The organism is Blastococcus sp. SYSU DS0619 (genome assembly GCF_054051035.1).
The window spans coordinates 125,183-145,007 of sequence record NZ_JBJHAM010000004.1; the positions used below are offsets into that span (position 1 = coordinate 125,183).

The 19,825-nt window shown below is 74.5% G+C and carries 19 protein-coding genes and 1 pseudogene; 7 read left to right on the forward strand and 13 right to left on the reverse strand.

Annotation, left to right across the window (positions count from 1 at the left end):
- Positions 1 to 2: 2 nt before the first annotated feature.
- From ACI79T_RS07575 to ACI79T_RS07595, 5 genes are read right to left on the reverse strand one after another with little or no spacing between them, the layout of a single operon-like run.
- Entirely contained in the window at positions 3 to 1,076 is a 1,074-nt protein-coding gene (locus ACI79T_RS07575; RefSeq protein WP_456609435.1) for a hypothetical protein, read from the reverse strand.
- Complete coding sequence (locus ACI79T_RS07580) at positions 1,073 to 1,741, reverse strand: SCO family protein (RefSeq protein WP_456609436.1); 669 nt, start codon at positions 1,739 to 1,741, stop codon at positions 1,073 to 1,075. The genes ACI79T_RS07575 and ACI79T_RS07580 overlap by 4 nt, the downstream gene beginning before the upstream one ends.
- Positions 1,738 to 2,469 carry a YcnI family copper-binding membrane protein gene (locus ACI79T_RS07585; RefSeq protein ID WP_456609437.1) on the reverse strand — a complete coding sequence of 244 codons (732 nt, stop codon included), beginning with the start codon at positions 2,467 to 2,469 and terminating at the stop codon, positions 1,738 to 1,740. Before ACI79T_RS07585 ends, ACI79T_RS07580 begins: the two co-directional genes overlap by 4 nt.
- 41 nt (positions 2,470 to 2,510) lie before the next feature.
- Positions 2,511 to 4,280, reverse strand: coding sequence for a copper resistance CopC/CopD family protein (locus ACI79T_RS07590; RefSeq protein WP_456609438.1), 1,770 nt, complete (start codon positions 4,278 to 4,280; stop codon positions 2,511 to 2,513).
- Entirely contained in the window at positions 4,277 to 4,921 is a 645-nt protein-coding gene (locus ACI79T_RS07595) for a zf-HC2 domain-containing protein (protein ID WP_456609439.1), read from the reverse strand. The genes ACI79T_RS07590 and ACI79T_RS07595 overlap by 4 nt, the downstream gene beginning before the upstream one ends.
- A 74-nt stretch (positions 4,922 to 4,995) precedes the next feature.
- On the opposite strand from ACI79T_RS07595, the gene ACI79T_RS07600 reads away from it, so the two are divergent.
- From ACI79T_RS07600 to ACI79T_RS07615, 4 genes are all read left to right on the forward strand, one after another.
- Positions 4,996 to 5,559: a sigma-70 family RNA polymerase sigma factor gene (locus ACI79T_RS07600; RefSeq protein ID WP_456609440.1), complete on the forward strand. Its 564-nt coding sequence runs from the start codon at positions 4,996 to 4,998 to the stop codon at positions 5,557 to 5,559.
- Positions 5,560 to 5,666: 107 nt separating this feature from the next.
- Positions 5,667 to 6,284, forward strand: coding sequence for a DUF47 domain-containing protein (locus tag ACI79T_RS07605; protein WP_456609441.1), 618 nt, complete (start codon positions 5,667 to 5,669; stop codon positions 6,282 to 6,284).
- A 34-nt stretch (positions 6,285 to 6,318) separates the two neighbouring features.
- Positions 6,319 to 7,320 (forward strand): anion permease, encoded by a 1,002-nt coding sequence (locus tag ACI79T_RS07610; protein WP_456609442.1) that lies wholly within the window; start codon positions 6,319 to 6,321, stop codon positions 7,318 to 7,320.
- Positions 7,321 to 7,567: 247 nt separating this feature from the next.
- On the forward strand, positions 7,568 to 8,548 hold the full coding sequence (locus tag ACI79T_RS07615; RefSeq protein ID WP_456609443.1) for a sulfite exporter TauE/SafE family protein: 981 nt from the start codon (positions 7,568 to 7,570) through the stop codon (positions 8,546 to 8,548).
- 31 nt (positions 8,549 to 8,579) lie between these two features.
- On the opposite strand, the gene ACI79T_RS07620 is transcribed toward ACI79T_RS07615, so the two are convergent.
- The 5 genes from ACI79T_RS07620 to ACI79T_RS07640 form a co-directional block, all read right to left on the reverse strand.
- The gene (locus ACI79T_RS07620) at positions 8,580 to 9,572 is read right to left on the reverse strand and encodes an NAD-dependent epimerase/dehydratase family protein (RefSeq protein ID WP_456609444.1); all 993 of its coding nucleotides are present in this window, start codon (positions 9,570 to 9,572) and stop codon (positions 8,580 to 8,582) included.
- 131 nt (positions 9,573 to 9,703) lie between these two features.
- Positions 9,704 to 10,204 (reverse strand): DUF5994 family protein, encoded by a 501-nt coding sequence (locus ACI79T_RS07625; RefSeq protein WP_456609445.1) that lies wholly within the window; start codon positions 10,202 to 10,204, stop codon positions 9,704 to 9,706.
- A 293-nt stretch (positions 10,205 to 10,497) separates the two neighbouring features.
- A complete protein-coding gene (gene typA, locus ACI79T_RS07630) occupies positions 10,498 to 12,390 on the reverse strand; it encodes a translational GTPase TypA (RefSeq protein ID WP_456609446.1) in 1,893 nt (630 codons plus the stop codon).
- Between the two features lie 102 nt (positions 12,391 to 12,492).
- Positions 12,493 to 12,834 (reverse strand): hypothetical protein, encoded by a 342-nt coding sequence (locus ACI79T_RS07635; protein WP_456609447.1) that lies wholly within the window; start codon positions 12,832 to 12,834, stop codon positions 12,493 to 12,495.
- Positions 12,835 to 13,010: 176 nt separating this feature from the next.
- Complete coding sequence (locus tag ACI79T_RS07640) at positions 13,011 to 13,571, reverse strand: YceI family protein (protein WP_456609448.1); 561 nt, start codon at positions 13,569 to 13,571, stop codon at positions 13,011 to 13,013.
- An 86-nt stretch (positions 13,572 to 13,657) separates the two neighbouring features.
- On the opposite strand from ACI79T_RS07640, the gene ACI79T_RS07645 reads away from it, so the two are divergent.
- On the forward strand, positions 13,658 to 14,158 hold the full coding sequence (locus ACI79T_RS07645; protein WP_456609449.1) for a MarR family winged helix-turn-helix transcriptional regulator: 501 nt from the start codon (positions 13,658 to 13,660) through the stop codon (positions 14,156 to 14,158).
- 46 nt (positions 14,159 to 14,204) lie between these two features.
- Here ACI79T_RS07645 and ACI79T_RS07650 read toward each other — a convergent pair.
- The 3 genes and pseudogenes from ACI79T_RS07650 to ACI79T_RS07660 all read right to left on the reverse strand — a co-directional run.
- A pseudogene (locus tag ACI79T_RS07650) lies at positions 14,205 to 15,077 on the reverse strand (enoyl-CoA hydratase-related protein); the annotation flags it as partial.
- A gap of 75 nt (positions 15,078 to 15,152) precedes the next feature.
- Positions 15,153 to 16,145: an acyl-CoA dehydrogenase family protein gene (locus ACI79T_RS07655; RefSeq protein WP_456609450.1), complete on the reverse strand. Its 993-nt coding sequence runs from the start codon at positions 16,143 to 16,145 to the stop codon at positions 15,153 to 15,155.
- Complete coding sequence (locus ACI79T_RS07660) at positions 16,142 to 17,377, reverse strand: acyl-CoA dehydrogenase family protein (protein WP_456609451.1); 1,236 nt, start codon at positions 17,375 to 17,377, stop codon at positions 16,142 to 16,144. The genes ACI79T_RS07655 and ACI79T_RS07660 overlap by 4 nt, the downstream gene beginning before the upstream one ends.
- Before the next feature lie 106 nt (positions 17,378 to 17,483).
- On the opposite strand from ACI79T_RS07660, the gene ACI79T_RS07665 reads away from it, so the two are divergent.
- Complete coding sequence (locus ACI79T_RS07665; RefSeq protein WP_456609452.1) at positions 17,484 to 18,137, forward strand: TetR/AcrR family transcriptional regulator; 654 nt, start codon at positions 17,484 to 17,486, stop codon at positions 18,135 to 18,137.
- 64 nt (positions 18,138 to 18,201) lie between these two features.
- Positions 18,202 to 19,797 (forward strand): long-chain-fatty-acid--CoA ligase, encoded by a 1,596-nt coding sequence (locus tag ACI79T_RS07670; protein WP_456609453.1) that lies wholly within the window; start codon positions 18,202 to 18,204, stop codon positions 19,795 to 19,797.
- Positions 19,798 to 19,825 lie beyond the last annotated feature (28 nt).

Sequence of the window (19,825 nt, forward strand, 5' to 3'; positions counted from 1 at the left end):
CGTCAGGCCGCCGTCGGCCGGCCGGCGGCGGTCCCCGCGGGCGCGGCGTCGTCCTCGCGGAACCGGCGCACCGCGGCGATGCCGCCCACCAGCAGCCCGACGCCGAGGGCTGCCAGGAGCCCCACCGCGACCCGGGCGACCGGCTGCGGACCCGCGGAAAGCACGTTCGCCGACCACAGCACGTCGACGTCGGGCAGGCCCTGCACCAGCAGCAGCCAGCCGGTGACGACGGCCAGCAGCCCGGTCATCGCTCCCCGGCCCCGCACCGCCGCGCGCACCCCGAGGACGGCGCACAGCAGGGTCGCCGCGGCCGGCACGAGCGCCGAGACGACGGCGCCCGCGTGCGAGCCGGTGGTCACCGACGGCGCCGGGGTGGCCAGCGCGTGCCACAGCGCCGCGCCCGCCCCCACGGCGAGCAGCCCGCCTAGCAGCCGCGGAGTGCGGGCCAGCAGCCCGGCGGCGACCGCGGCCAGCAGCACGGCCGCGACGGGCGGCCACACCACCCAGGGCGACGGCGGCGGGCTCCAGGTCAGCACGCCGGCGACCTCCGCCTCGGTGCCGCCGTGCCGCAGCGGCACGATCCACTCCGACACCACGTGCTCCCGGGTCGGGTCGGCGCTGACCTGGGGCGGCAGGAGGTCCTGGCTCATCCAGTGGGTGCGGTGGTCGTGCCAGACGTACTCCGGCTCCGTGGAGATCCGCTCCCACTCCGGGGTGGCGTCGGGGGCGGCCGACTCGGGCAGCGTCGTCCGCCCGTACCGGTCGAGGTTGATGTACGTCGCCGGGCTGTGCACGTTCCGCCAGACCCCGTCGGGACCGATCCGGAGGTAGGGCTCGTCGGAGTACCCCGGCACCATCACCTCGGTGCCCGACGCGTTGACCAGCTCGAGCTCGTCCCCGAACTGCAGCACGCGCACGGTGATCCCGGGCAGCTGCGGGGTCACCGAGACCACGTGGCCGTCGAAGTTGCTGCCGGCCGCCTCTCCCCCGACGTGCGCCGATGCGGGGCCGGCCGGCGCCAGCAGTGCGAGGACGCCGGCCAGGACGATCAGCAGCCGGGCCGGCACCGGGCTCACGCGCCCGTCACCTGCCGGAGGTCGGCGGCGATGTCGGCGGCCGTGTTCCCCGAGTTGAAGGCGACCCGCGCCTCGTCGTCCGTGCCGTACAGCAGCAGCAGCGTCGAGTGCAGCCGGCCCTCGTCCTCGGCCAGCTCGACCCCGGCCGAAAGCTGCGCCTGCTCGATCGCGTCCTGGTCGCCGGTGAGGCCGACGAACGACGTGGGCAGGTCGGCGTCGAACTGGTCCAGGTACTCCCCGAGCACCTCGGGGGTGTCGGTGGCCGGGTCGGTGGTCACGAAGACCACCTGCATCTGCTCCACCAGGGCGGGGTCCAGCCCGCGCAGCGCCACCGTGACGTCGGCCATCGTGGTCGGGCAGATGTCCGGGCAGTCGGTGTAGCCGAAGAAGAGCAGCGTCGGCCGGCCCGCCGTCTCGGCCCGGAAGTCGTACGGCGCGCCCGTCGAGTCGGTGAGCGTGAACGTCGGCTTGCGGTAGGACTCGGGTAGGTCGATGCCGGCGTACTGGTCCTCCGGGCCCTCGACCACGGCCGGTGCGCCCGCCGAGTGGTCGTGCTCCTCGGTCTCGCCGTCCCCCGCGCCCCCGCAGCCGGCCAGGAGCAGGCCGGTGGTCAGGAACAGCGCCGGTACGGCCCGGCGGGGACGGCGGCGGACGGCGTGATTCACGAGGACACGGTACGTCGGTTGGCGCGCACGCCGAGGACGACACCGGCGAGCGCGACGAGCAGCGCCAGGATCGCGAAGAACAGCGCGAGGGCGGCCGGGCCGGCGGTGTGCTCGCCCTCGTCGGCGGTCTCGGCGGCGGCCGCGGAGTCCGCCGTGCCGGCGTCGCCGCCGGCCTGCTCGGCCACCAGGGACAGCACCGGGGCGGGGCGCTCGGGCTCGTCCTGACCGGCGACGGTCGGCTCGATCCACGCCGCTTCGCTACCGTCGCTGTAGGTCTGGACCGCCGGGAAGGTCAGCTGCTCGCCGTCCGGGAAGGGCCCCCCGGAGAGCGCGAACTCCTGGAACTGGCCGGGCGCGATGCCGCCGCCGTCGTCGGCGCGGTACTCCACCACCGAGACGTAGGAGCTGATCTCCTGCCCGTGCACCTCGATGGGCTCGGCCAGGTCGGCGGTCGTGGTGGTCACCGTCCAGCCGGGGACCGGCTGGGCCCGCAGCGAGCCCATGGCGGACTCCTCGGGGATCTGGATGCGCAGGGCGATCGTGCTGGCGGTGTCGCTCTCGTTGGGCACGCGGAAGGTGAGCTTGCCGTAGCCACCGGCCGCGGCGTCGTCGGAGGAGACGGTGACGTGCGCGGAGGCGGACGTGGCGAACACCACGGCTGCCGCGCAGGCGGTCACGGCGGTGAGCAGCAGCACGGCCAGCCGGTGCAGCGGGCGGGACAGGGACATCGATTTCCTCTTCATCGGGGGGGGTGGAGCGGTCAGAGACGTCAGCGCACCGGGAAGTCGGTGGCGGCGCTGAGCGCGGTGAACTCGTCGAGCCGGACGGTGACGGTGAGGGTCCAGGTGCCGGCGCCGGGGATGTCGACCCCGTCGCCCACGAAGTGGCCGGGTCCGGCCGGCGCCAGGTCGACGTCGAGCGGGCCGATCTCCTGGCTCCGCTCGGTGAGGGTCACCCGGATCTCGGCGGGCTGGGTGAGCCGTCCGGCGTCGTCGAAGAGGTAGATGTGCAACGCGTTCTCGCCGGGGCGCGCGGGCTCGATCGACACCTGCACGCTGCCCGACGCCGTGCCGGTGCCGCCCTGCAGCGGCAGCACGGTCTCCACGGGCTGGGCCACCGCCGTGCGCGCGGGCGGCGTGGCGACCAGCACCGCCGACAGCGCCAGCACGACCGCGGCCACCGCCGCCTCCAGCAGGAGCGAGCGGCGCAACGAGGGCAGGTGGTCGGCGGCGTTCTCGGCCTGCGCCCGGTCCCGCTCCGTCGCGGCCGCGAGCTCCTCGGGCGCGGCCCCGCCCCGGGCGGCCGCGGAGAACGCCTGCGCGGTGACCGTGCGGCGCCGCCGGGGCCGGCGGATGCCCAGGCGCTGCTGGACCCACACCCGCGATACCCCGGCCGCGGCCAGGAGGAGCACGACGAGCAGCAGCTTCGCCGCGAGGAGCTGCCCGTACGTGGTCTGCACCAGGGCGGTCGGGGAACCCACCTCCCGCACCGACTGCACGATGCCCGACACCACCAGCGCCACCACCGAGCCGAAGGCCAGCCGGGAGAAGACGGGCAGGACGGCGCCCACCTCGCCGGGCGCCGTCCGGGGCCGCACCACCGCGGCCAGCAGGCCGGCGAGCCCGCCCAGCCAGATCGCCATCGCGCCCACGTGCACGACCGCGACCAGGACGGCCAGCACCGGCCACGGGCCGGCCACCGGGTGCCCGACCGCGGCGGTGGCGAGCACGAGACCACCGCCGAGGACGGCGACCGCGGCCGTACCGGTGGGGGACGCGGCGCCGCGCCAGGTACGGCGCAGGACGACCAGCAGGGCCAGCGCCAGGACGACGCGGGCCAGCGCCGCCCAGCCGGCACCCGAGCGCGCCGTGGCGCCGAGCAGGGCCGGGTCGGCGATCGAAGCCAGCCCGGTCCCGGCGGCGTACGGGCCCTGCAGCAGGAACGTCGCCAGGGCTGCGGCGGCGACCGCGACGGCCCCGCCGCTGGCCATCCGCCGCATCCGCCCCGACCCGCGCCCGGCCGGCCAGCAGGCGAGCACGAGCACCGGGACGCCGAGGGCGAGGGCGAGCCCCGCGTACCCGACCCAGCGCGCGACCGGCAGCAGCACACCCACGACGGGGTCGGTGGACGCGGCCTGGCCCTGCGCGGCGGCGGTCAGCAGCTCGCCGTCGCCGACCGCGAAGGAGAAGGCGCCGGAGACGGGGTGCGAGTCGGCGGAGATCACCCGGTAGGTGACGAGGTAGCCGCCGTCGGGCAGGTCGCTGCGCAGCGGGATGGTGACCTCGTCGCCGGCGACCGAGGCGGTCCCGGTGTCGACCCGCTGCTGGTCGGCACCGAGCACCCGCGCGTACCCGGCGCCCAGTGAGACGCCTTCGCTGAAGCGCAGCGTCACCTCTCCGGGTGCGGTGTCCACCCGCGCGCCCTCGCCGGGCTGGGTCGAGACCAGGGTCGCGTGCGCGGCGGCCGGGTCGGCTGCCCCGATCCCGGCCCCGAACCAGCCGGCGACCAGCAGGAGGAGCAGGAGCGCCGAGCGCCTCACGCGGTCACCCGCCGGTCGGCCACCGCCGGGAGCGGACGGCGCCGGCGGCCGCGCCACGCCACCGTGGCGACGAGGGCGACCCCGGCCACGAGGAGCAGGTGGGCGAACGCCCGGTCGGCGTGCACGTGACCGGCCTCCAGGTCGGCGATCGTCACCGGCAGCAGCAGCGCGGTGAAGGAGCCGAGGAACGGCAGCGCTCCCGCGGCCAGCCGCGGGCCCGCGGCGACGGCGAGGAAGGCCGCGGCCACCGCCAGGTTCCACGCGCCGCTCTCCCGCGCCATGTGCACCGGGGCGCTCATCGCGCCGGCACCGGAGACGAGCACCGGCCAGGCCAGGGCCGCCTGCGCGACGCCGACCGCGAGCAGGGCCAGCCGGAGTGCGGTGTCCGCCAGCCGGGCACGCGCGGCGGCCCGGGCCCCGGGCAGCTCGCGGGGCAGCGCGCCGAGGACCGCGACGGTGAGGTCGGGCACCGGTGGGGCGGGGGCCAGCCGCGCCCGGCGGGTTACCCGCTCCGCGGCGGCCGCCCAGGCCGCGCACCCCGGGCACGCCGCCAGGTGCTGGTCGAGCTCGTCGGCGGGCACCCCCGACGGCTCGCCGTCCAGGCGCGCGGAGAGGGCTTCGCGGCAGGTGTGGCAGGACATGGTTGATTAGTCGCCGCCGGACGCCGTCCGGTTCCCGGCTCCCCGGGTGACCTGCGTGACAGCCTGACGAGGACATGGACGACCTGGGCCGCATCGCCGCGGACGCCGCCGACGGCGATCCGTTGGCCGCGGCCACCCTCGTGCGGGAGACGCAGTCCGACGTCTGGCGGCTGTGCGCCGCCCTCGGCGACCGCGGGTCCGCCGACGACCTGACCCAGGAGACCTACCTGCGGGCCTTCGGCTCCCTGCACCGCTTCGAGGGCCGGTCCGCCGTGCGCACCTGGCTGCTGGCCATCGCCCGCCGCGTGTGCGCCGACTCGCTCCGCTCCCGCCGTCGGCGCCGGCTGTCACTGGTCCGCGACACGACCGACCTGGAGCTGCTCGCCGCTCCCGGTCCCGGGGACGCCGTCGCCGAGGGCGCTGCGGTCACCGACCTGCTCGGTCGCCTGGCGGCCGACCGGCGGGAGGCGTTCGTGCTGACCCAGTTGCTCGGGCTGTCCTACGCCGAGGCTGCGGAGGTGGCGGGCTGCCCCGTCGGCACCATCCGGTCCCGGGTGGCGCGGGCGCGCGCCGACCTGGTGGCCTCCCTCGGCGGGGTGAGCGCGGACGCCCGACGGGGCGACGCCGCTCACAGCTGACCCCGAGCGCCCCGTCGACCACCCGCTGGACACCTATGCTCCCCGGCGGTCGTACGTCCGCCGCGGGCGACGGGGACCGTCCCGCAACCGCTACCTGGAGCTTCCGCGTGCCGTTCAGCCTGACGCCCAAGGACTCGAGCTTCTACCCGCTGTTCACCGCGTGCGCGCAGAACCTGGTGACCGCGACCGAGGTCCTGGGTGAGTTCGTCCACGACCACGCGCGCCGCGGCGAGCTGGCCGTCCGGCTGCGCGACCTGGAGCACACCGGCGACCAGTCGACGCACGCCATCTTCCGGGCGCTCAACACCAGCTTCGTCACCCCGTTCGACCGCGAGGACATCTACCGGCTGGCCAGTGACCTCGACGACGTCATGGACTGCGTCGAGGCCGCCGCCGACCTGGTCGTCCTCACCGGCCTGGGCACCCTGCCCGCCGAGATGCACCAGCAGGTCGCGCTCCTGCAGCGCTGCGCGCAGACCACCGCCGAGGCGATGCCGCGGCTCAGGACGCTGAAGGACCTCTCCGACTACTGGATCGAGGTCAACCGCCTGGAGAACGAGGCGGACAAGCTGTACCGGCGGCTGCTCTCCCGGCTGTACAGCGGGGAGTACGACGCGCTGGAGATCCTGAAGCTCAAGGAGGTCGCCGACCAGCTGGAGGAGGCGGCCGACGCCTTCGAGCACGTGGCCAACGGGGTCGAGACGATCGCCGTCAAGGAGTCCTAGGCCCCGATGGACCTCTGCTGATGGACCGCTGCTGATGGACACGGCCTTCCTGGCCCTGACCGCGATCATCCTGGTGGCCCTGGCGTTCGACTACACCAACGGCTTCCACGACGCGGCCAACGCGATCGCCGTCGCCGTCTCCACCAAGGCGCTGACCCCGCGGACGGCGCTGGCGCTGGCCGCGGTGATGAACCTGATCGGGGCCCTGCTCTCCACCGAGGTCGCCAAGACCGTCGGCGCCGGCATCATCGAACCGCCCGAGGGCGGCGAGGGCCTGGAGATCGTCTTCGCCGCGCTGATCGGCGCGATCGCCTGGAACCTCGTCACCTGGTGGTTCGGCCTGCCGTCGTCGTCCTCCCACGCGCTGATCGGGGGGCTCGTCGGCGCCGCCCTCGCGGCCGCCCACGCCGTGCAGTGGACGGGCGTGTTCGAGAGCGTCATCGTCCCGATGGTCGTCTCGCCGCTGGTGGGCTTCGGGCTGGGCTACCTCGTCATGCTCGCGCTGCTGTGGACCTTCCGGAACGCGCACGTCACGCGCGGCAACCGCGGCTTCCGGCGGGCGCAGATCGTGAGCTCGGCGACGATGGCCCTGGGCCACGGCATGCAGGACGCCCAGAAGACGATGGGCATCATCACCCTGGCTCTGTACACGGCCGGGGAGATCGACGACTTCGAGGTGCCGTTCTGGGTGGTCCTCGCCGCCGCTGCCGCCATCAGCGCGGGCACCTACGCCGGCGGGTTCCGCATCATGCGGACCATGGGCCGACGGATTATCCAGCTGACCCCGGCCGGTGGCTTCGCCGCCCAGACCGTCGCCTCCAGCGTCATGGTCACGACTGCCACGGTGTTCGCCGTCCCGGTGTCGACGACGCACATCACCACCACGTCGATCATGGGCGTCGGCTCCACCCGGCGGCTGTCGGCGGTCCGGTGGGGGGTCGCCGGCAGCATCGTCACCGCCTGGGTGGTCACGCTGCCCGCCGCCGCCGCGATCGCCGCGTTCGTCTATCTCGTCACCGACCTCGTCGTCGGCTGAGCGCGCGGTCCCGGTGCCGTCCCACCAGGTGACATCGCATTGACGCCTAAGTGCATCGATCTGGTAGACATATCCGCGTGACACGGTCGACGGCGCTCCTCCTCGTGAGCCGCCTGCACGTCGACCTGCTGCGCGTCTGCACCGCCGCCTGTCCGGGGTCCTGATCCGCGGCGCCACCTCGTGGCGCCTGCTCGACCCCCTGCCAGGCCGCCTGCCGCGGCATCCGTGAGACCGGAGCCCGTTCCCCGTGAAGACCCTGATCCTGCTCGCCCTCGTCGGCCTGGGTGCCCAGCTCGTCGACGGCAGCCTCGGCATGGCCTACGGCGCCACCTCGACGACGTTGCTGCTGGCCATCGGCACCAACCCGGCAGCCGCATCGGCGACCATCCACCTCGCCGAGATCGGGACGACGCTGACGTCCGGTCTCTCGCACTGGAAGTTCGGCAACGTCGACTGGAAGGTCGTCGCGAAGATCGGCATCCCCGGCGCGATCGGAGCCTTCGCCGGCGCGACCGTCCTGTCGAACCTCTCGACCGCGGTCGCGGCCCCGGTGATGTCCCTGATCCTGCTGTCCCTCGGCGTCTACCTGCTGGTCCGGTTCACCCTGCGCGGCATCGACCGGCGGAACCTCGGCAAGCCGGTCCGCGCCCGCTTCCTCGGCCCGCTCGGGCTGGTCGCCGGCTTCGTCGACGCCACCGGCGGCGGCGGCTGGGGACCGGTCGGCACGCCGGCGCTGCTGGCCAGCGGCCGGATGGAGCCGCGCAAGGTCATCGGCTCGGTCAGCACCGCCGAGTTCCTGGTCGCGCTGGCGGCGAGCCTGGGCTTCCTGTTCGCGCTGGGCTCCCAGGGGATCGACTTCGCCTGGGTCGCCGCGCTGCTCATCGGCGGCAGCATCGCCGCACCGCTCGCCGCCTGGCTCGTGCGGCACATCCCGCCGCGCATGCTGGGTTCCTTCGTCGGCGGGCTCATCGTGCTGACGAACAGCCGGACGCTGCTGCGCAGCGACTGGGTCGACGCCGGCGACACCACCAGCGGCGCCGTCTACTCGGTGCTCGCCGCGATCTGGGTGCTGGCCGTCGTCCACTCCTTCCGCCAGTACCGCAAGGACCAGGCACGGGAGTCCGCCGACGCCGTCGCCGAGACCGCCGAGCGCAACGTGGTCGCCGACGTCTCCACCCCCGCGGACGAGCCGGTCGGCGCCGGCCGGCCCAGCGCGCCCCGCGACTGACCCACCCGCCCGCGGTGATCAGCCGGCCTGATCACCGCGTCGACAGCAGGGCGGCCTCCAGGTCGGCGGGGAGGCCGGGCCCCGGCTGATCAACGGGCCGGTGGGCCGGCGGCGCGGGCCGGTCGGAGGTCCGCAGCCACGCCCAGGTGTCGGCGACCGTGGACGCCGGCGCCCGGGTGGCGAGGCCGAGGTCGACGGCCCGGGAGGTGTCGACGTCCCAGGCCGTCCGCGCCGTCTCCTGCCGCAACCACAGCGGCAGGTGGAGCCACTCCTGGACGCCGGCGGCGAGCAGGTCGGCTTCCGGCACCGGCACCCACTCCGCGCTGCTGCCCGTGACGGTCCGGCAGAGGTCCAGGAGGCCGCCGAGGGTCGTCATGCCGGCCGGCCCGGTGGCGTTGACCGCGCCGGTGCGGCCCTCCTCGGCCATGGCCACCAGCCACGCCGCGAGGTCGCGGGCGTCGACCAGCGCGATCGGCTGCGCCGCGCCCTCGGCCGGGACGACCACCCGCCCGCCGCGGGCGATCCGCTCCAGCCACCAACCGAGCCGGTGGACCGGGTCGTGCGGACCGACGATCAGCCCGGCGCGCGCGGTGAGGAAACGGCCGTCGACCGCCGCGGCGAGTTCGCGCTCGGCGAATGCCTTGATCGGCCCGTACTCGTCGTCCTCGGTGTCCCAGGTCGGCTCGCCGGCCTCGGGGCCCACGGGGCCCGGCGGCCAGTTCCGGTAGGCGTTGAGGCTACTGACGAAGACGTAGGCGCCGACCCCGCCGAGCACCGCGGCGGCGTTGCGGGCGGCCGCGCGGGTCTGGCAGGACGTGTCGACCACGAGCTCGGGCGTCCACTCCCCCAGCGCCCCCGGCAGGGCATCGGGGTCGGTCCGGTCGCCGTGCAGGGCCCGGGCGCCCTCCGGCGGCGCGCCCGTGACGCCCCGGGTGAACGTGGCGACCTCGTGACCGCGGGCGAGCGCAGCGGCGACGACGTGCCGGCCGAGGAAGTGGGTGCCGCCGAGGACGAGGAGCCGCATGCGCCTCACCTCAGCGCAGCCGCTCCCCCGTCGTCCAGCCGGTTCGCGCCAGGCGTAGCGAGGTGACGTGCTGGGACGACCCTCCTGCAGGGGCCTGCCGCGAGCCTGCGAATGACGGGGGCAGGGGGCCCTCAGACGGCCCGGCTGGCGGGCAGGTCGGGGACCTGCGGCAGCGGCGTGGAGCGGGCCGCGGCGAGGACCATCTGCGGTGATGACGGCAGGCCCCGGCGGGTGCACAGCCGCAGCGCCCGCGCGCCGGTCAGCACGTCGGTCTCCGGCGGGACCACGAGCAGGTCGGCCCGCCGGTTGCCACCAGCCCAGGTCAGGCAGACCACCTGCGGGTCCATGCTGCGGAAGCCACCGGCCCGGACGGTGCGGCCCTGCACCTCGAGCTTGCGGGGGGCGGGCTGCCAGGCATCGAGCGCGTAGGTGAACCGCTCCACCCGCACGCCGTGCCGCTCCAGGGCGGCGATCAGCTCGGGCAGCTCCACCGCGAGGTCCCGGCTGCGGGGGAACCACGCGCCGTCGAAGGCGGAGCCGCCCGACCCGGCGTCGGCGCGCAGGCTCACCCGGACGTCGATCCCGCCCCGGAAACCCTCGGACACCGGAACCGTGCGGGTGGTCGTCGCCATCAGCGTTCGGCCTTCTCTCGTCGCTCGCTCGCCGTGGGCCCGGACAGCAGGCCCCGACACGAACGTAGGCCGCGGCACGCGTGGTTGCCGGTGAGCGTGGGACGGGCGGGTCGCCGCCGTACGGCCGGTCATCACGAACCGTTACCTTGCGACCACTGTCCCCGCCCCGATCCCCGACTTTCCGCGGAGGAGCAGGGCGGAGTTCCCGCGGAAGAGTTGGGGTGGGGTGCCCCGGGAACGCCGCGCGCCCCGCCGCGGTGGAGCTGCGGTGGGGCGCGACGGGAAGAGCAGGATCAGGCGGGCTTGGGCTTGCGGTTCTTCGCCTTGCCGCGCTCGGTCTGGTCCAGCACGACCTTGCGGATGCGGACGGTGGCCGGGGTGACCTCGACGCACTCGTCCTCGGCGCAGAACTCCAGCGCCTGCTCCAGGTTGAGGATGCGCGGCGGGATGAGCCGCTCCAGCTCCTCGGAGGTGGACTTGCGCATGTTGGTGAGCTTCTTCTCCTTGGTGATGTTCACGTCCATGTCGTCCGGACGGGAGTTCTCACCGACGATCATGCCCTCGTAGACGTCCGTGCCCGGCTGCACCATGAGCTGGCCGCGCTCCTGCAGCGAGAACATCGAGTACGTCGTCGCCACGCCGGAGCGGTCGGCGACCAGCGAGCCGGTCGGGCGGGCGCGCATGTCGCCCAGCCACGGCTCGTAGCCCTCGAGGTTGTGGTTGAGGACGCCGGTGCCGCGGGTCTCGGTGAGGAACTCGGTGCGGAACCCGATCAGGCCGCGCGAGGGGACGATGTACTCCATCCGCGCCCAGCCGGTGTCGTGGTGCACCAGGTTCTCCAGCCGGGCCCGGCGGACCGCCAGGGCCTGGGTCAGCGTGCCGACGTACTCACCGGGCGTGTCGATGGTGACCCGCTCGACCGGCTCGTGCAGCTTGCCGTCGATGGTCTTGGTGACGACGGTCGGCCGGCCGACGGTGAGCTCGAACTCCTCGCGGCGCAGCTGCTCGACGAGGATGGCCAGCGCCAGCTCGCCGCGCCCCTGCATCTCCCAGGTGTCGGGCCGGTCGGTCGGGAGCATCCGCACCGACACGTTGCCGACCAGCTCCTGGTCGAGGCGGTTCTTGATCAGGCGGGCGGTGAGCTTCTTGCCCGACTTGCCCGACAGCGGCGAGGTGTTGATCCCGATGGTGATCGAGATCGACGGCTCGTCGACGGTCAGCGGCGGCAGCGGCCGCGGGTCGTTCGGGTCGGCGAGGGTGTCGCCGATCATGATGTCCTCGATACCGGCGATGGCGACCAGGTCCCCCGGGCCGGCGCTGTCGGCCGGGGTGCGGGTGAGGCCCTCGGTCACGAGCAGCTCGGTGATCTTGACGTTCTTGATCGTGCCGTCCACGCGGCACCAGGCGACCTGCTGGCCGCGCTTCATCTCACCGGAGTGGATGCGCAGCAGGGCGAGGCGGCCGAGGAACGGGGAGGCGTCGAGGTTGGTGACCTGGGCGCGCAGCGGCTCCTCGGCGTCGTAGGACGGCGCCGGGATGGTGTCGAGCAGCGTCTTCACCAGCGGCGCGAGGTCGGGGCTGTCCGGGACGGTGCCGTTCTCCGGGCGGTTGAGCGAGGCCTGGCCGGTGCGGCCGTTGCAGTAGACGATCGGGAACTCGAGCGCGTCGACGTCGAGGCCGGTGTCCTCGAGCAGCTCCATGAACAGCTCGTAGCTCTCGTCGACGACCTCCTCGATGCGGGCGTCCTGGCGGTCGGTCTTGTTCACCGCGAGGATGACCGGCATCCCCTTGGCGAGCGCCTTGCGGAGCACGAACCGGGTCTGCGGCAGCGGGCCCTCGGAGGCGTCGACGAGCAGGACGACGCCGTCGACCATCGACAGGCCGCGCTCGACCTCACCGCCGAAGTCGGCGTGGCCGGGGGTGTCGACGATGTTGACGACGACGGGGTTGCCGTCCTCGTCGGCCAGCCGGATGGCGGTGTTCTTGGCGAGGATGGTGATGCCGCGTTCGCGCTCGAGGTCCATCGAGTCCATCACGCGGTCCTGCGTGGAGTCGTTGTCGGTACCCTCGCCCTTGGCGCGGCCGAGTGCGCCGGCCTGGCGGAGGAGAGCGTCGACCAGGGTCGTCTTGCCGTGGTCGACGTGGGCGACGATCGCCACGTTGCGCAGGTCGTTGCGGATGGGCATGCGGGAGGGCACCTCGGGGAGCTCGGGAGCGCGCCGCGCGGACGCGCGCGGGCATCAGGTCAACAGCCTTCGCGGCCCCGACCTTCCCTCCACTCTAGGTGCTCAGCGGGCGGTGACCGTCTCCCGCTGCCGGTCGACCACCCCGTAGGTGGCTCCGGCAGCGGCAACAGTGACCAGACTCACCGCGAACCAGGCCGGGAAACCGGCGCCGAGCGCCAGGACGTGGGCCAGGACGAACGCCCCCACGTAGAGGGCGGCCAGCCCGGCGGTGACGGCCGGCCCGCGCCGGCGGGCGGCGATCCAGCCCGCCCCGACCCCGCAGACGGCGAACACCGCGCCACCCAGCGCGCGGATGCCGGTGCCCTGCGCGATGCCGAAGCCGGCGGCCAGGCCGACGGCCACCAGGAGCCAGGCGGGGATGCGGGCGAGCGACGACGTCGACATGCCTCCCAGTGTCCCCTGCCGACCGCCGCTCGATCCCGCCGACATACGTACCGCGGCGGTATCGACGGCCCTGGGAGCCGCCGTCATGCGCATGTCGGCGAAGATCCGGATGCGACCCCGGGACGCGCGAGGACCCCGGACGACGATCCGTCCGGGGTCCTCGACAGGCGCTGGGATTAGGCGGTGCGGAGCACGGCCTCGATCTCGAGCTCCACGGTGATCTTGTCGCCGACGACGACGCCGCCGCCGTCCATCGGCATGTCGATGTCGACGCCGTACTCCTTGCGGGAGATCTCGGTCTTGGCGCTGAACCCGGCGCGCGTGCCGCCGTAGGCGTCGGGGCCGAAGCCGTTGAGCTCCAGCTCCAGGACGACCGGCTTGGTGATGCCCTTGATGGTGAGGTCACCCTCGACGGTCCAGTCGGCGCCGTCGGTCTTCACCGCGGTGGAGCGGAAGGTCATCACGGTGTGGTTGCCGACGTCGAAGAAGTCGGCGGACTTGATGTGCGCGTCGCGCTGCTCCTGGCGGGTGTCGATCGAGTCCATGTTCACGGTGGCGGTGACGGTGGACTGCGTCGGGTCCTCGGCGGTGACGATCTCGCCGGAGAACTCGCGGAAGTAGCCGCGGACCTTGCTGACCATCATGTGGCGGACGGAGAAGCCGACGGTCGAGTGGCTGGCGTCGATGTCCCAGGTGCCGGCGAGGTAGCCGGGGATCTGGACGGAGGTGCTGGTCATGGTGTCTCCCAGGGGTGTTGAGGTCGGGCAGGTCGTCGTCCGCAGCGTAGTTGAGCGCTTGACTATTCCGCCAGTACTCTGTGCCCATGACCGCATCCGTGTCGCCGGAGTCCCTCCCCACGGGTGAGCCGCGCTGGCTCGACCCCGAGGAGCAGAAGGCCTGGCGCGCCTGGCTCTACAGCTCGCAGCTGCTGCAGGACCGGCTGGACCGCGAGCTCACGCACCGCACCGGCATCTCGCACGCCTACTACGAGATCCTCGTGGCGCTCTCCGAGGAGCCCGACCGCATGATGCGGATGAGCGAGCTCGCCGACCGGTGCCTGTCCTCCCGGAGCCGGCTCTCGCACGCGGTGTCCCGGCTGGAGGAGCGCGGCTGGGTGCGCCGGCAGGTCTGCGCCGAGGATGGCCGTGGGCAGCTGGCCGTGCTCACCGACGAGGGGTTCGCCGCCCTGGAGGGCGCGGCGCCGATCCACGTGGAGGGCGTGCGCCGGGAGCTGTTCGACCAGCTCTCCCCCGAGCAGGTGCTGGCGATGCGCGACTTCGGCGAGACGCTGCTGCGCCACCTCGACCCGAGCCGCATGCCCTGACCCGCGGCCGGGACGGCCCACCCGGCGGCCGTCCCGGCCGGTGACGTCAGCCGGTGACGTCCTCCGGCGCGGCGGGCCAGCGCGGCACCCCGGCGACGGCCCCGTCGGGGAGCGGCGCGGAGAAGCGCGGGGGCCGCTTCTCCAGGAAGGCCGCCACGCCCTCCGCGGGGTCCGGCCCCTCCCCCAGCTCCATGAGCGCCCGCGACTCCGCCCGGTGCGCGTCCCAGGGCGAGGCCGCACCCAGCATCGACCACAGCAGCTGGCGCGCGGCCGCCACGGCGACCCCGCTGGTGTTGGCGACGATCTCGCGGGCCAGCGCGTGGGCGGTGGGGAGGAGGTCGGCGTCCGGCACCACTCGCGAGACGAGCCCGCCGCGCAGCGCCTCGGCCGCGTCGAACACCCGGCCCGTGGCCACCCACTCCATCGCCTGGCTGATGCCGACGACCCGGGGCAGGAACCAGGACGACGCCGCCTCCGGCACGATCCCGACCCGGCCGAAGACGAAGCCGAAGCGCGCCGACCTCGCCGCGATGCGGATGTCCATGGGCAGGGTGAGGGTGGCCCCGATGCCGACGGCCGGCCCGTTGACCGCGGCGATGACCGGCTTGCGCAGCGCCGCGAACGGCAGCGCGGCCACCCCGCCGGCGTCCCGGGGGACACCGGCGATGTCCTGGCTCAGCGGTCCCGGTGGCCGCTCGCGGGTGCGCCGGCCGCCGAACGTGCCGGGACCGCCGCCCAGGTCGGCGCCGGCGCAGAACGCCCGGCCCGCCCCGGTCACCACGACCACCCGCACGTCGTCGTCGGCGTCCGCGGCGGCGGCCACCGCCGCGAGCTCGTCGGCCATGGTCAGGGTGAAGGCGTTGAGGCGGTCGGGGCGGTGCAGCGTGAGGGTCGCGACGCCGTCGGCCACCTCGTAGCGGAGCTCGGTGAGGTCCGTGGTCTTCCTCCTGTCAGCGGGCGACGCCCCGGTGCCGGGAACGCCGGGAACGGGTGGTCAGCCGTCGAGGGCGCCGGCGACCGCGAGCCGGGCGACGGCGTCGAGGTGCTCGGCCTCGTCACCCAGGAGCAGCCGGTCCACCTTCGCCCGGCGCCAGAAGAGGTGCGCGTCGTGCTCCCAGGTGAAGCCGATCCCGCCGTGCACCTGGATGAGCGTCCCGGCCGCCCGTTCGAAGGTGGTCGCCGCGTACGCCTTCGCGGCGGAGGAGGCCAGCGGGAGCTCCGCGGGGGCGCAGTCGGCGGCCCAGGCGGCCCACCAGACCAGCGACCGCAGCTGGTCCACACCGGCCCAGGCGTCGACCAGCATGTGCTTGACCGCCTGGTAGGACCCGATCCGCCGGCCGAACGCCTCCCGCTCCTGCGCGTAGGCGATGCCCAGCTCCACCGCGCGGTCCGCGCCGCCGAGGTCCTCGGCCGCCAGCACGACCGCGGCCACCTGCCGGGCGCGGGCCCAGAGCTCCCCCGCGTCGGGGGCGAGTACCCGGCGGGAGGTGAGCCGCACGGAGGCCAGGCCGCGGGTGGCGTCCAGCGGCCGGCCGGGGACGACCTCGCCCTCCCCGACCACCAGGTCGCCGCCGTCGAGTCCGAGGAAGAGCGTCGCGTCCGCCCCGTCGATCGACGGCGCCGAGCCGTCCACCGACCCGTCGAGGACGGCGAAGGCGGTCGACCCGTCGGCCAGCTGAGCGGCCAGCTCGGGCTCGTCGGCCAGCAGGACCGCGGCCCGTGCGGCGGTGACCAGGGACGGCGCGGCCAGGACCGCTCCCCCCTGCTCGGCGACGACGGCGAGGTCGAGCACCGGCCGCCCCGAGCCGCCGGCCGCCTCGGGCACGGTGATGCCGAGGAACCCGATGTCGGCCAGCGCCTTGCGGCCCGGTTCGAGCCGGCCGCCCTCGAGCCCGGCGCGCGCGGCAGCGGGTGAGGCGTTGCCTCGGAAGAAGTCACGGGCGCCGGCGGCGATGTCGCGCTGGTCGGTGTCGAGGTCGAAGTTCATCGCGGTCCTCCCGAGGTCCGGCCCGCCGAGAACGCGTCGGTCTTGTCGTTGCGGGGCTCCGGCGGCAGGCCCAGCACCCGCTCGCCGAGGATGTTGCGCAGCACCTGGTCGGTGCCGCCGGCGATGGCGATGCCGGGCAGCCACGACTGGGTGCGCTGCCAGCGGTCGTCGCCGTCGGAGGTCGCGGCGTAGACGGCGTCGTCCCCGAGCAGCCGGACGCCGGCGTCGGCGATCAGCCGCGCCGCCTCCGTGCCGGCGAGCTTGCCCGCGCTCGCCTCGGGGCCCGGGATGCCGCCCTGGCTGAGCACGGTGAGCCGCCGGTAGCCGGTGTAGCGGGCGGCGAGCGCGGCTACCACGGCCCGGCCGACGGCCTGCCGGGCCAGGACCTGGCGGTCGCCGTCGAGGGCGGGCAGCCGCTCCCGGGCGTGCTGCGCGAAAGACTCGACCGACAGCCCGATGTCGCCGCCGGCCCCGCCGATGGCCACCCGCTCGTTCATCAGCGTGGTGAGCGCGACCCGCCAGCCCTCGCCCGGCTCGCCGAGCCGCTCGGCGTCGGGGATGCGCACGTCGTCGAAGAAGACCTCGTTGAAGTCCGACTGCCCGCCCATCTGGCGCAGCGGGCGGACCGTCACGCCCGGCGCGTGCATGTCGACGACGAACATCGTCAGCCCGGCGTGCTTGGGCCGATCCGGGTCGGTGCGGGTGAGCAGGATGCCGTAGTCGGCGACGTGCGCCAGCGTCGTCCAGACCTTCTGGCCGTTGACCACCCAGTCCTCGCCGTCGCGGACCGCCGTGGTCCGCAGCGCCGCCAGATCCGAACCCGACGCCGGCTCGCTGAACAGCTGGCACCAGACGTCGTCGGCCCGCAGCAGCCGGGAGAGGTAGCGGTCGCGCTGGTCCTGGCTGCCGTGCGCGATGACGGTCGGGCCGCACATGCCGATGCCGATGTGGTTGATCAGCCCGGGCACGCGGGCCCGGGCCAGCTCCTGCGCGACGATCGCCTGCTGCACCAGCGTGCCGCCCTGGCCGCCGTACTCCCGGGACCAGGTGACGCCGACCAGCCCCGCGTCGGCGAGCACCTGCTGGGTGCGGCGCATCTCGGGCTCGTGCCGGCGGGCGTCCACCCCCTCCTGGCCGGGCGCGAGGTGCAGCAGCTCGCCGGCGTGTTCCTCGAGCAGGGCACGGACGCGCGCCCGGTAGGCGGCCTCGTCGGGGCTGTCGTCGAAATCCACGGGCGGCACCTCTCGTCGACGGGCGGACGGTCCGCAGCGTGACAGCCGTCACCCGGAACGGTCAACGGTGACTGCCAGGCGGCCGGACCCCGGTTACGCTGCGTCGATGACCGCCGAGCCGCTCGACCGGAGCGCCGTGCGGGCGCCGCGCTCGAGGTCGGAGCGGACCGCCGACAGCCGGCTGCTGATCCTCGACGCCGCGGTCGCCTGCCTGGTCGAGGACGGCTACGCCGGCGCCTCGACGCTCGCCGTCCAGGCCCGCGCCGGCGTCTCCCGCGGCCGGCTGCTGCACCACTTCCCCTCCCGCGCCGAGCTGCTGGTCGCCGCCACCGAGCACCTGTCGACGACCCAGCTCGACGAGGTCCGCCGCCGGGCGGCGGCGCTCATGCGGGACGAGCCGACCGGCCGCGACCGGGTGGACCGGGCGATCGACCTGATGTGGGCCACGTTCCAGGAGCCGCCGTTCTGGGCCGCCATGGAGCTGTGGACGGCCGCCCGCACCGATCCCGAGCTGCGGACGGCGCTGCGCGGCGGGGAGCGCCGCCTGCGCGAGGCGATCGCCGCCGTGGCCGCGGGGATCTGGGGCCCGGAGATCGCGGCGGCCCCGGTCTACGACGACCTCTGCGAGCTGCTGTTCACCAGCATGCGGGGGGTTGCGCTGGTCTACGCCTTCGAAGACCGCCCCGCCCCGACCGATCCGCACCTCGCGCTGTGGAAGCGGCTGGCCGCCCGGCTGCTCGCCCTCGACAGTCAGGGTTGACCGCCCCGCTCCCCATCGACAGCATGACGCAGATCACACCCGCGTCGGACGTCGAGGAGCAGCCGTGAGCGTCGAGATCCCTGTCCTGCAGGGCCGGGGCATGACCATGAGTGACCAGCTGGCCCGCTGGAGCCGTGCGACGCCGAACGCGCCGGCGCTGCGCTTCGAGCGGACCGGGCGCAGCTACGCCGAGCTGGACGAGCGGGTGACCCGGCTGGCCCGCGCCCTGCGGCGGCGCGGCGTCGGCACCGGGGACCGCGTCGCCGTCCTGGCCCTCAACGGCATGGCGACCTGGGAGGCCTACCTCGCCGGGGTGCGGCTCGGCGCGGTCGTCGTCCCGGTCAACTTCCGGCTGGTGGCGGACGAGGTCGCCTACGTGCTCGCCGACTCCGGTGCCGTGGCCCTCGTCGTCGACGCCGCCCTGGCACCGGTCGCCGCCGAGGCGCGGGAGCAGGCGCCGGACGTCGGCACGGTGCTGGTGATCGGCGAGGGCAGCGCCGGCCCGGGCAGCGGGGACTACGAGGACGCGCTCGCCACCGCCGGGACCGACCCGCTCGACGTCGCCGTGGCCGAGGACGAGGCCGCCTTCATCATGTACACGTCGGGCACCACCGGCCGCCCCAAGGGTGCGGTGCTGACCCACCGGAACCTGCTCCTGCACGCGTTCAGCCAGATCACCACGCTGGGCTGGGACCCGGACGACCGGGTCGGGGTGCCCGGCGCGCCGCTGTTCCACATCGCCGGGCTGGCCGGCGGGCTGCCGCCGCTGCTGCTGGGCGGCGTCCACGTGATCCTCAGGTCGGGCGCCTTCGACCCGGCCGCGACCCTCGATCTGATGGAGCGGGAGAAGGTCTCCAGCATCTTCCTCGTGCCCGCCATGTGGGCCGCCGTGCTCGCCGTGCCCGACCTCGCCGCCCGCGACCTCTCGCACCTGCGCCGGGTCTCCTGGGGCGCCGCGCCGGCCTCCACCACCCTGCTGCGCGCGCTGATCGACGCCTTCCCCCAGGCCGAGGTGGTCACCGCCTTCGGGCAGACCGAGTGCAGCCCGGTCACCTGCCTGCTGCGCGGCGAGGACTCGGTGCGCAAGATCGGCTCGGTCGGCACGCCGATCCTCAACGTCGAGGTCCGCGTCGTCGACGAGGCGATGGAGGACGTCCCGCGGGGTGAGGTCGGGGAGATCGTCTACCGCAGCCCGATGGTGATGAAGGAGTACTGGAACAAGCCCGAGGCGACCGCCGAGGCCTTCGCCGGCGGCTGGTTCCACTCCGGGGACCTCGTGCGCCAGGACGAGGACGGCTACTTCTACGTCGTCGACCGCAAGAAGGACATGATCATCTCCGGCGGCGAGAACATCTACTGCGCCGAGGTGGAGAACGTCCTGGCGGCCCACCCGAAGGTCGGCGAGGTGGCGCTGATCGGCGTCCCCGACAGCCGCTACGGCGAGGCGCCGCTGGCCGTGATCGCCCCGCGGGACCCGGCCGACCCGCCGACCTCCGACGAGCTGGGCGCCTGGTGCCGCGAGCGGCTGGCCCGGTACAAGAACCCGCGGGAGTACTCGGTCGTCGGGGCACTCCCCCGCAACCCCAGCGGCAAGGTGCTCAAGACCCAGCTGCGCATCGAGCACTCGGCGGGCTCCCTGGTCGCCGAGCCGGTGGTGTGACCCGCCGGGCCGGCGGAGCGGGCGCTCC

What these genes read in the sequence shown, in the direction of transcription:
- ACI79T_RS07585 (WP_456609437.1), bottom strand. Translation starts at nt 2,469, where the DNA reads ATGTCCCTGTCCCGCCCGCTGCACCGGCTGGCCGTGCTGCTGCTCACC.
- ACI79T_RS07595 (WP_456609439.1), bottom strand. Translation starts at nt 4,921, where the DNA reads ATGTCCTGCCACACCTGCCGCGAAGCCCTCTCCGCGCGCCTGGACGGC.
- ACI79T_RS07600 (WP_456609440.1), top strand. Translation starts at nt 4,996, where the DNA reads ATGGACGACCTGGGCCGCATCGCCGCGGACGCCGCCGACGGCGATCCG.
- ACI79T_RS07610 (WP_456609442.1), top strand. Translation starts at nt 6,319, where the DNA reads ATGGACACGGCCTTCCTGGCCCTGACCGCGATCATCCTGGTGGCCCTG.
- ACI79T_RS07620 (WP_456609444.1), bottom strand. Translation starts at nt 9,572, where the DNA reads ATGCGGCTCCTCGTCCTCGGCGGCACCCACTTCCTCGGCCGGCACGTC.
- ACI79T_RS07625 (WP_456609445.1), bottom strand. Translation starts at nt 10,204, where the DNA reads ATGGCGACGACCACCCGCACGGTTCCGGTGTCCGAGGGTTTCCGGGGC.
- typA (WP_456609446.1), bottom strand. Translation starts at nt 12,390, where the DNA reads ATGCCCATCCGCAACGACCTGCGCAACGTGGCGATCGTCGCCCACGTC.
- ACI79T_RS07635 (WP_456609447.1), bottom strand. Translation starts at nt 12,834, where the DNA reads ATGTCGACGTCGTCGCTCGCCCGCATCCCCGCCTGGCTCCTGGTGGCC.
- ACI79T_RS07640 (WP_456609448.1), bottom strand. Translation starts at nt 13,571, where the DNA reads ATGACCAGCACCTCCGTCCAGATCCCCGGCTACCTCGCCGGCACCTGG.
- ACI79T_RS07645 (WP_456609449.1), top strand. Translation starts at nt 13,658, where the DNA reads ATGACCGCATCCGTGTCGCCGGAGTCCCTCCCCACGGGTGAGCCGCGC.
- ACI79T_RS07655 (WP_456609450.1), bottom strand. Translation starts at nt 16,145, where the DNA reads ATGAACTTCGACCTCGACACCGACCAGCGCGACATCGCCGCCGGCGCC.
- ACI79T_RS07665 (WP_456609452.1), top strand. Translation starts at nt 17,484, where the DNA reads ATGACCGCCGAGCCGCTCGACCGGAGCGCCGTGCGGGCGCCGCGCTCG.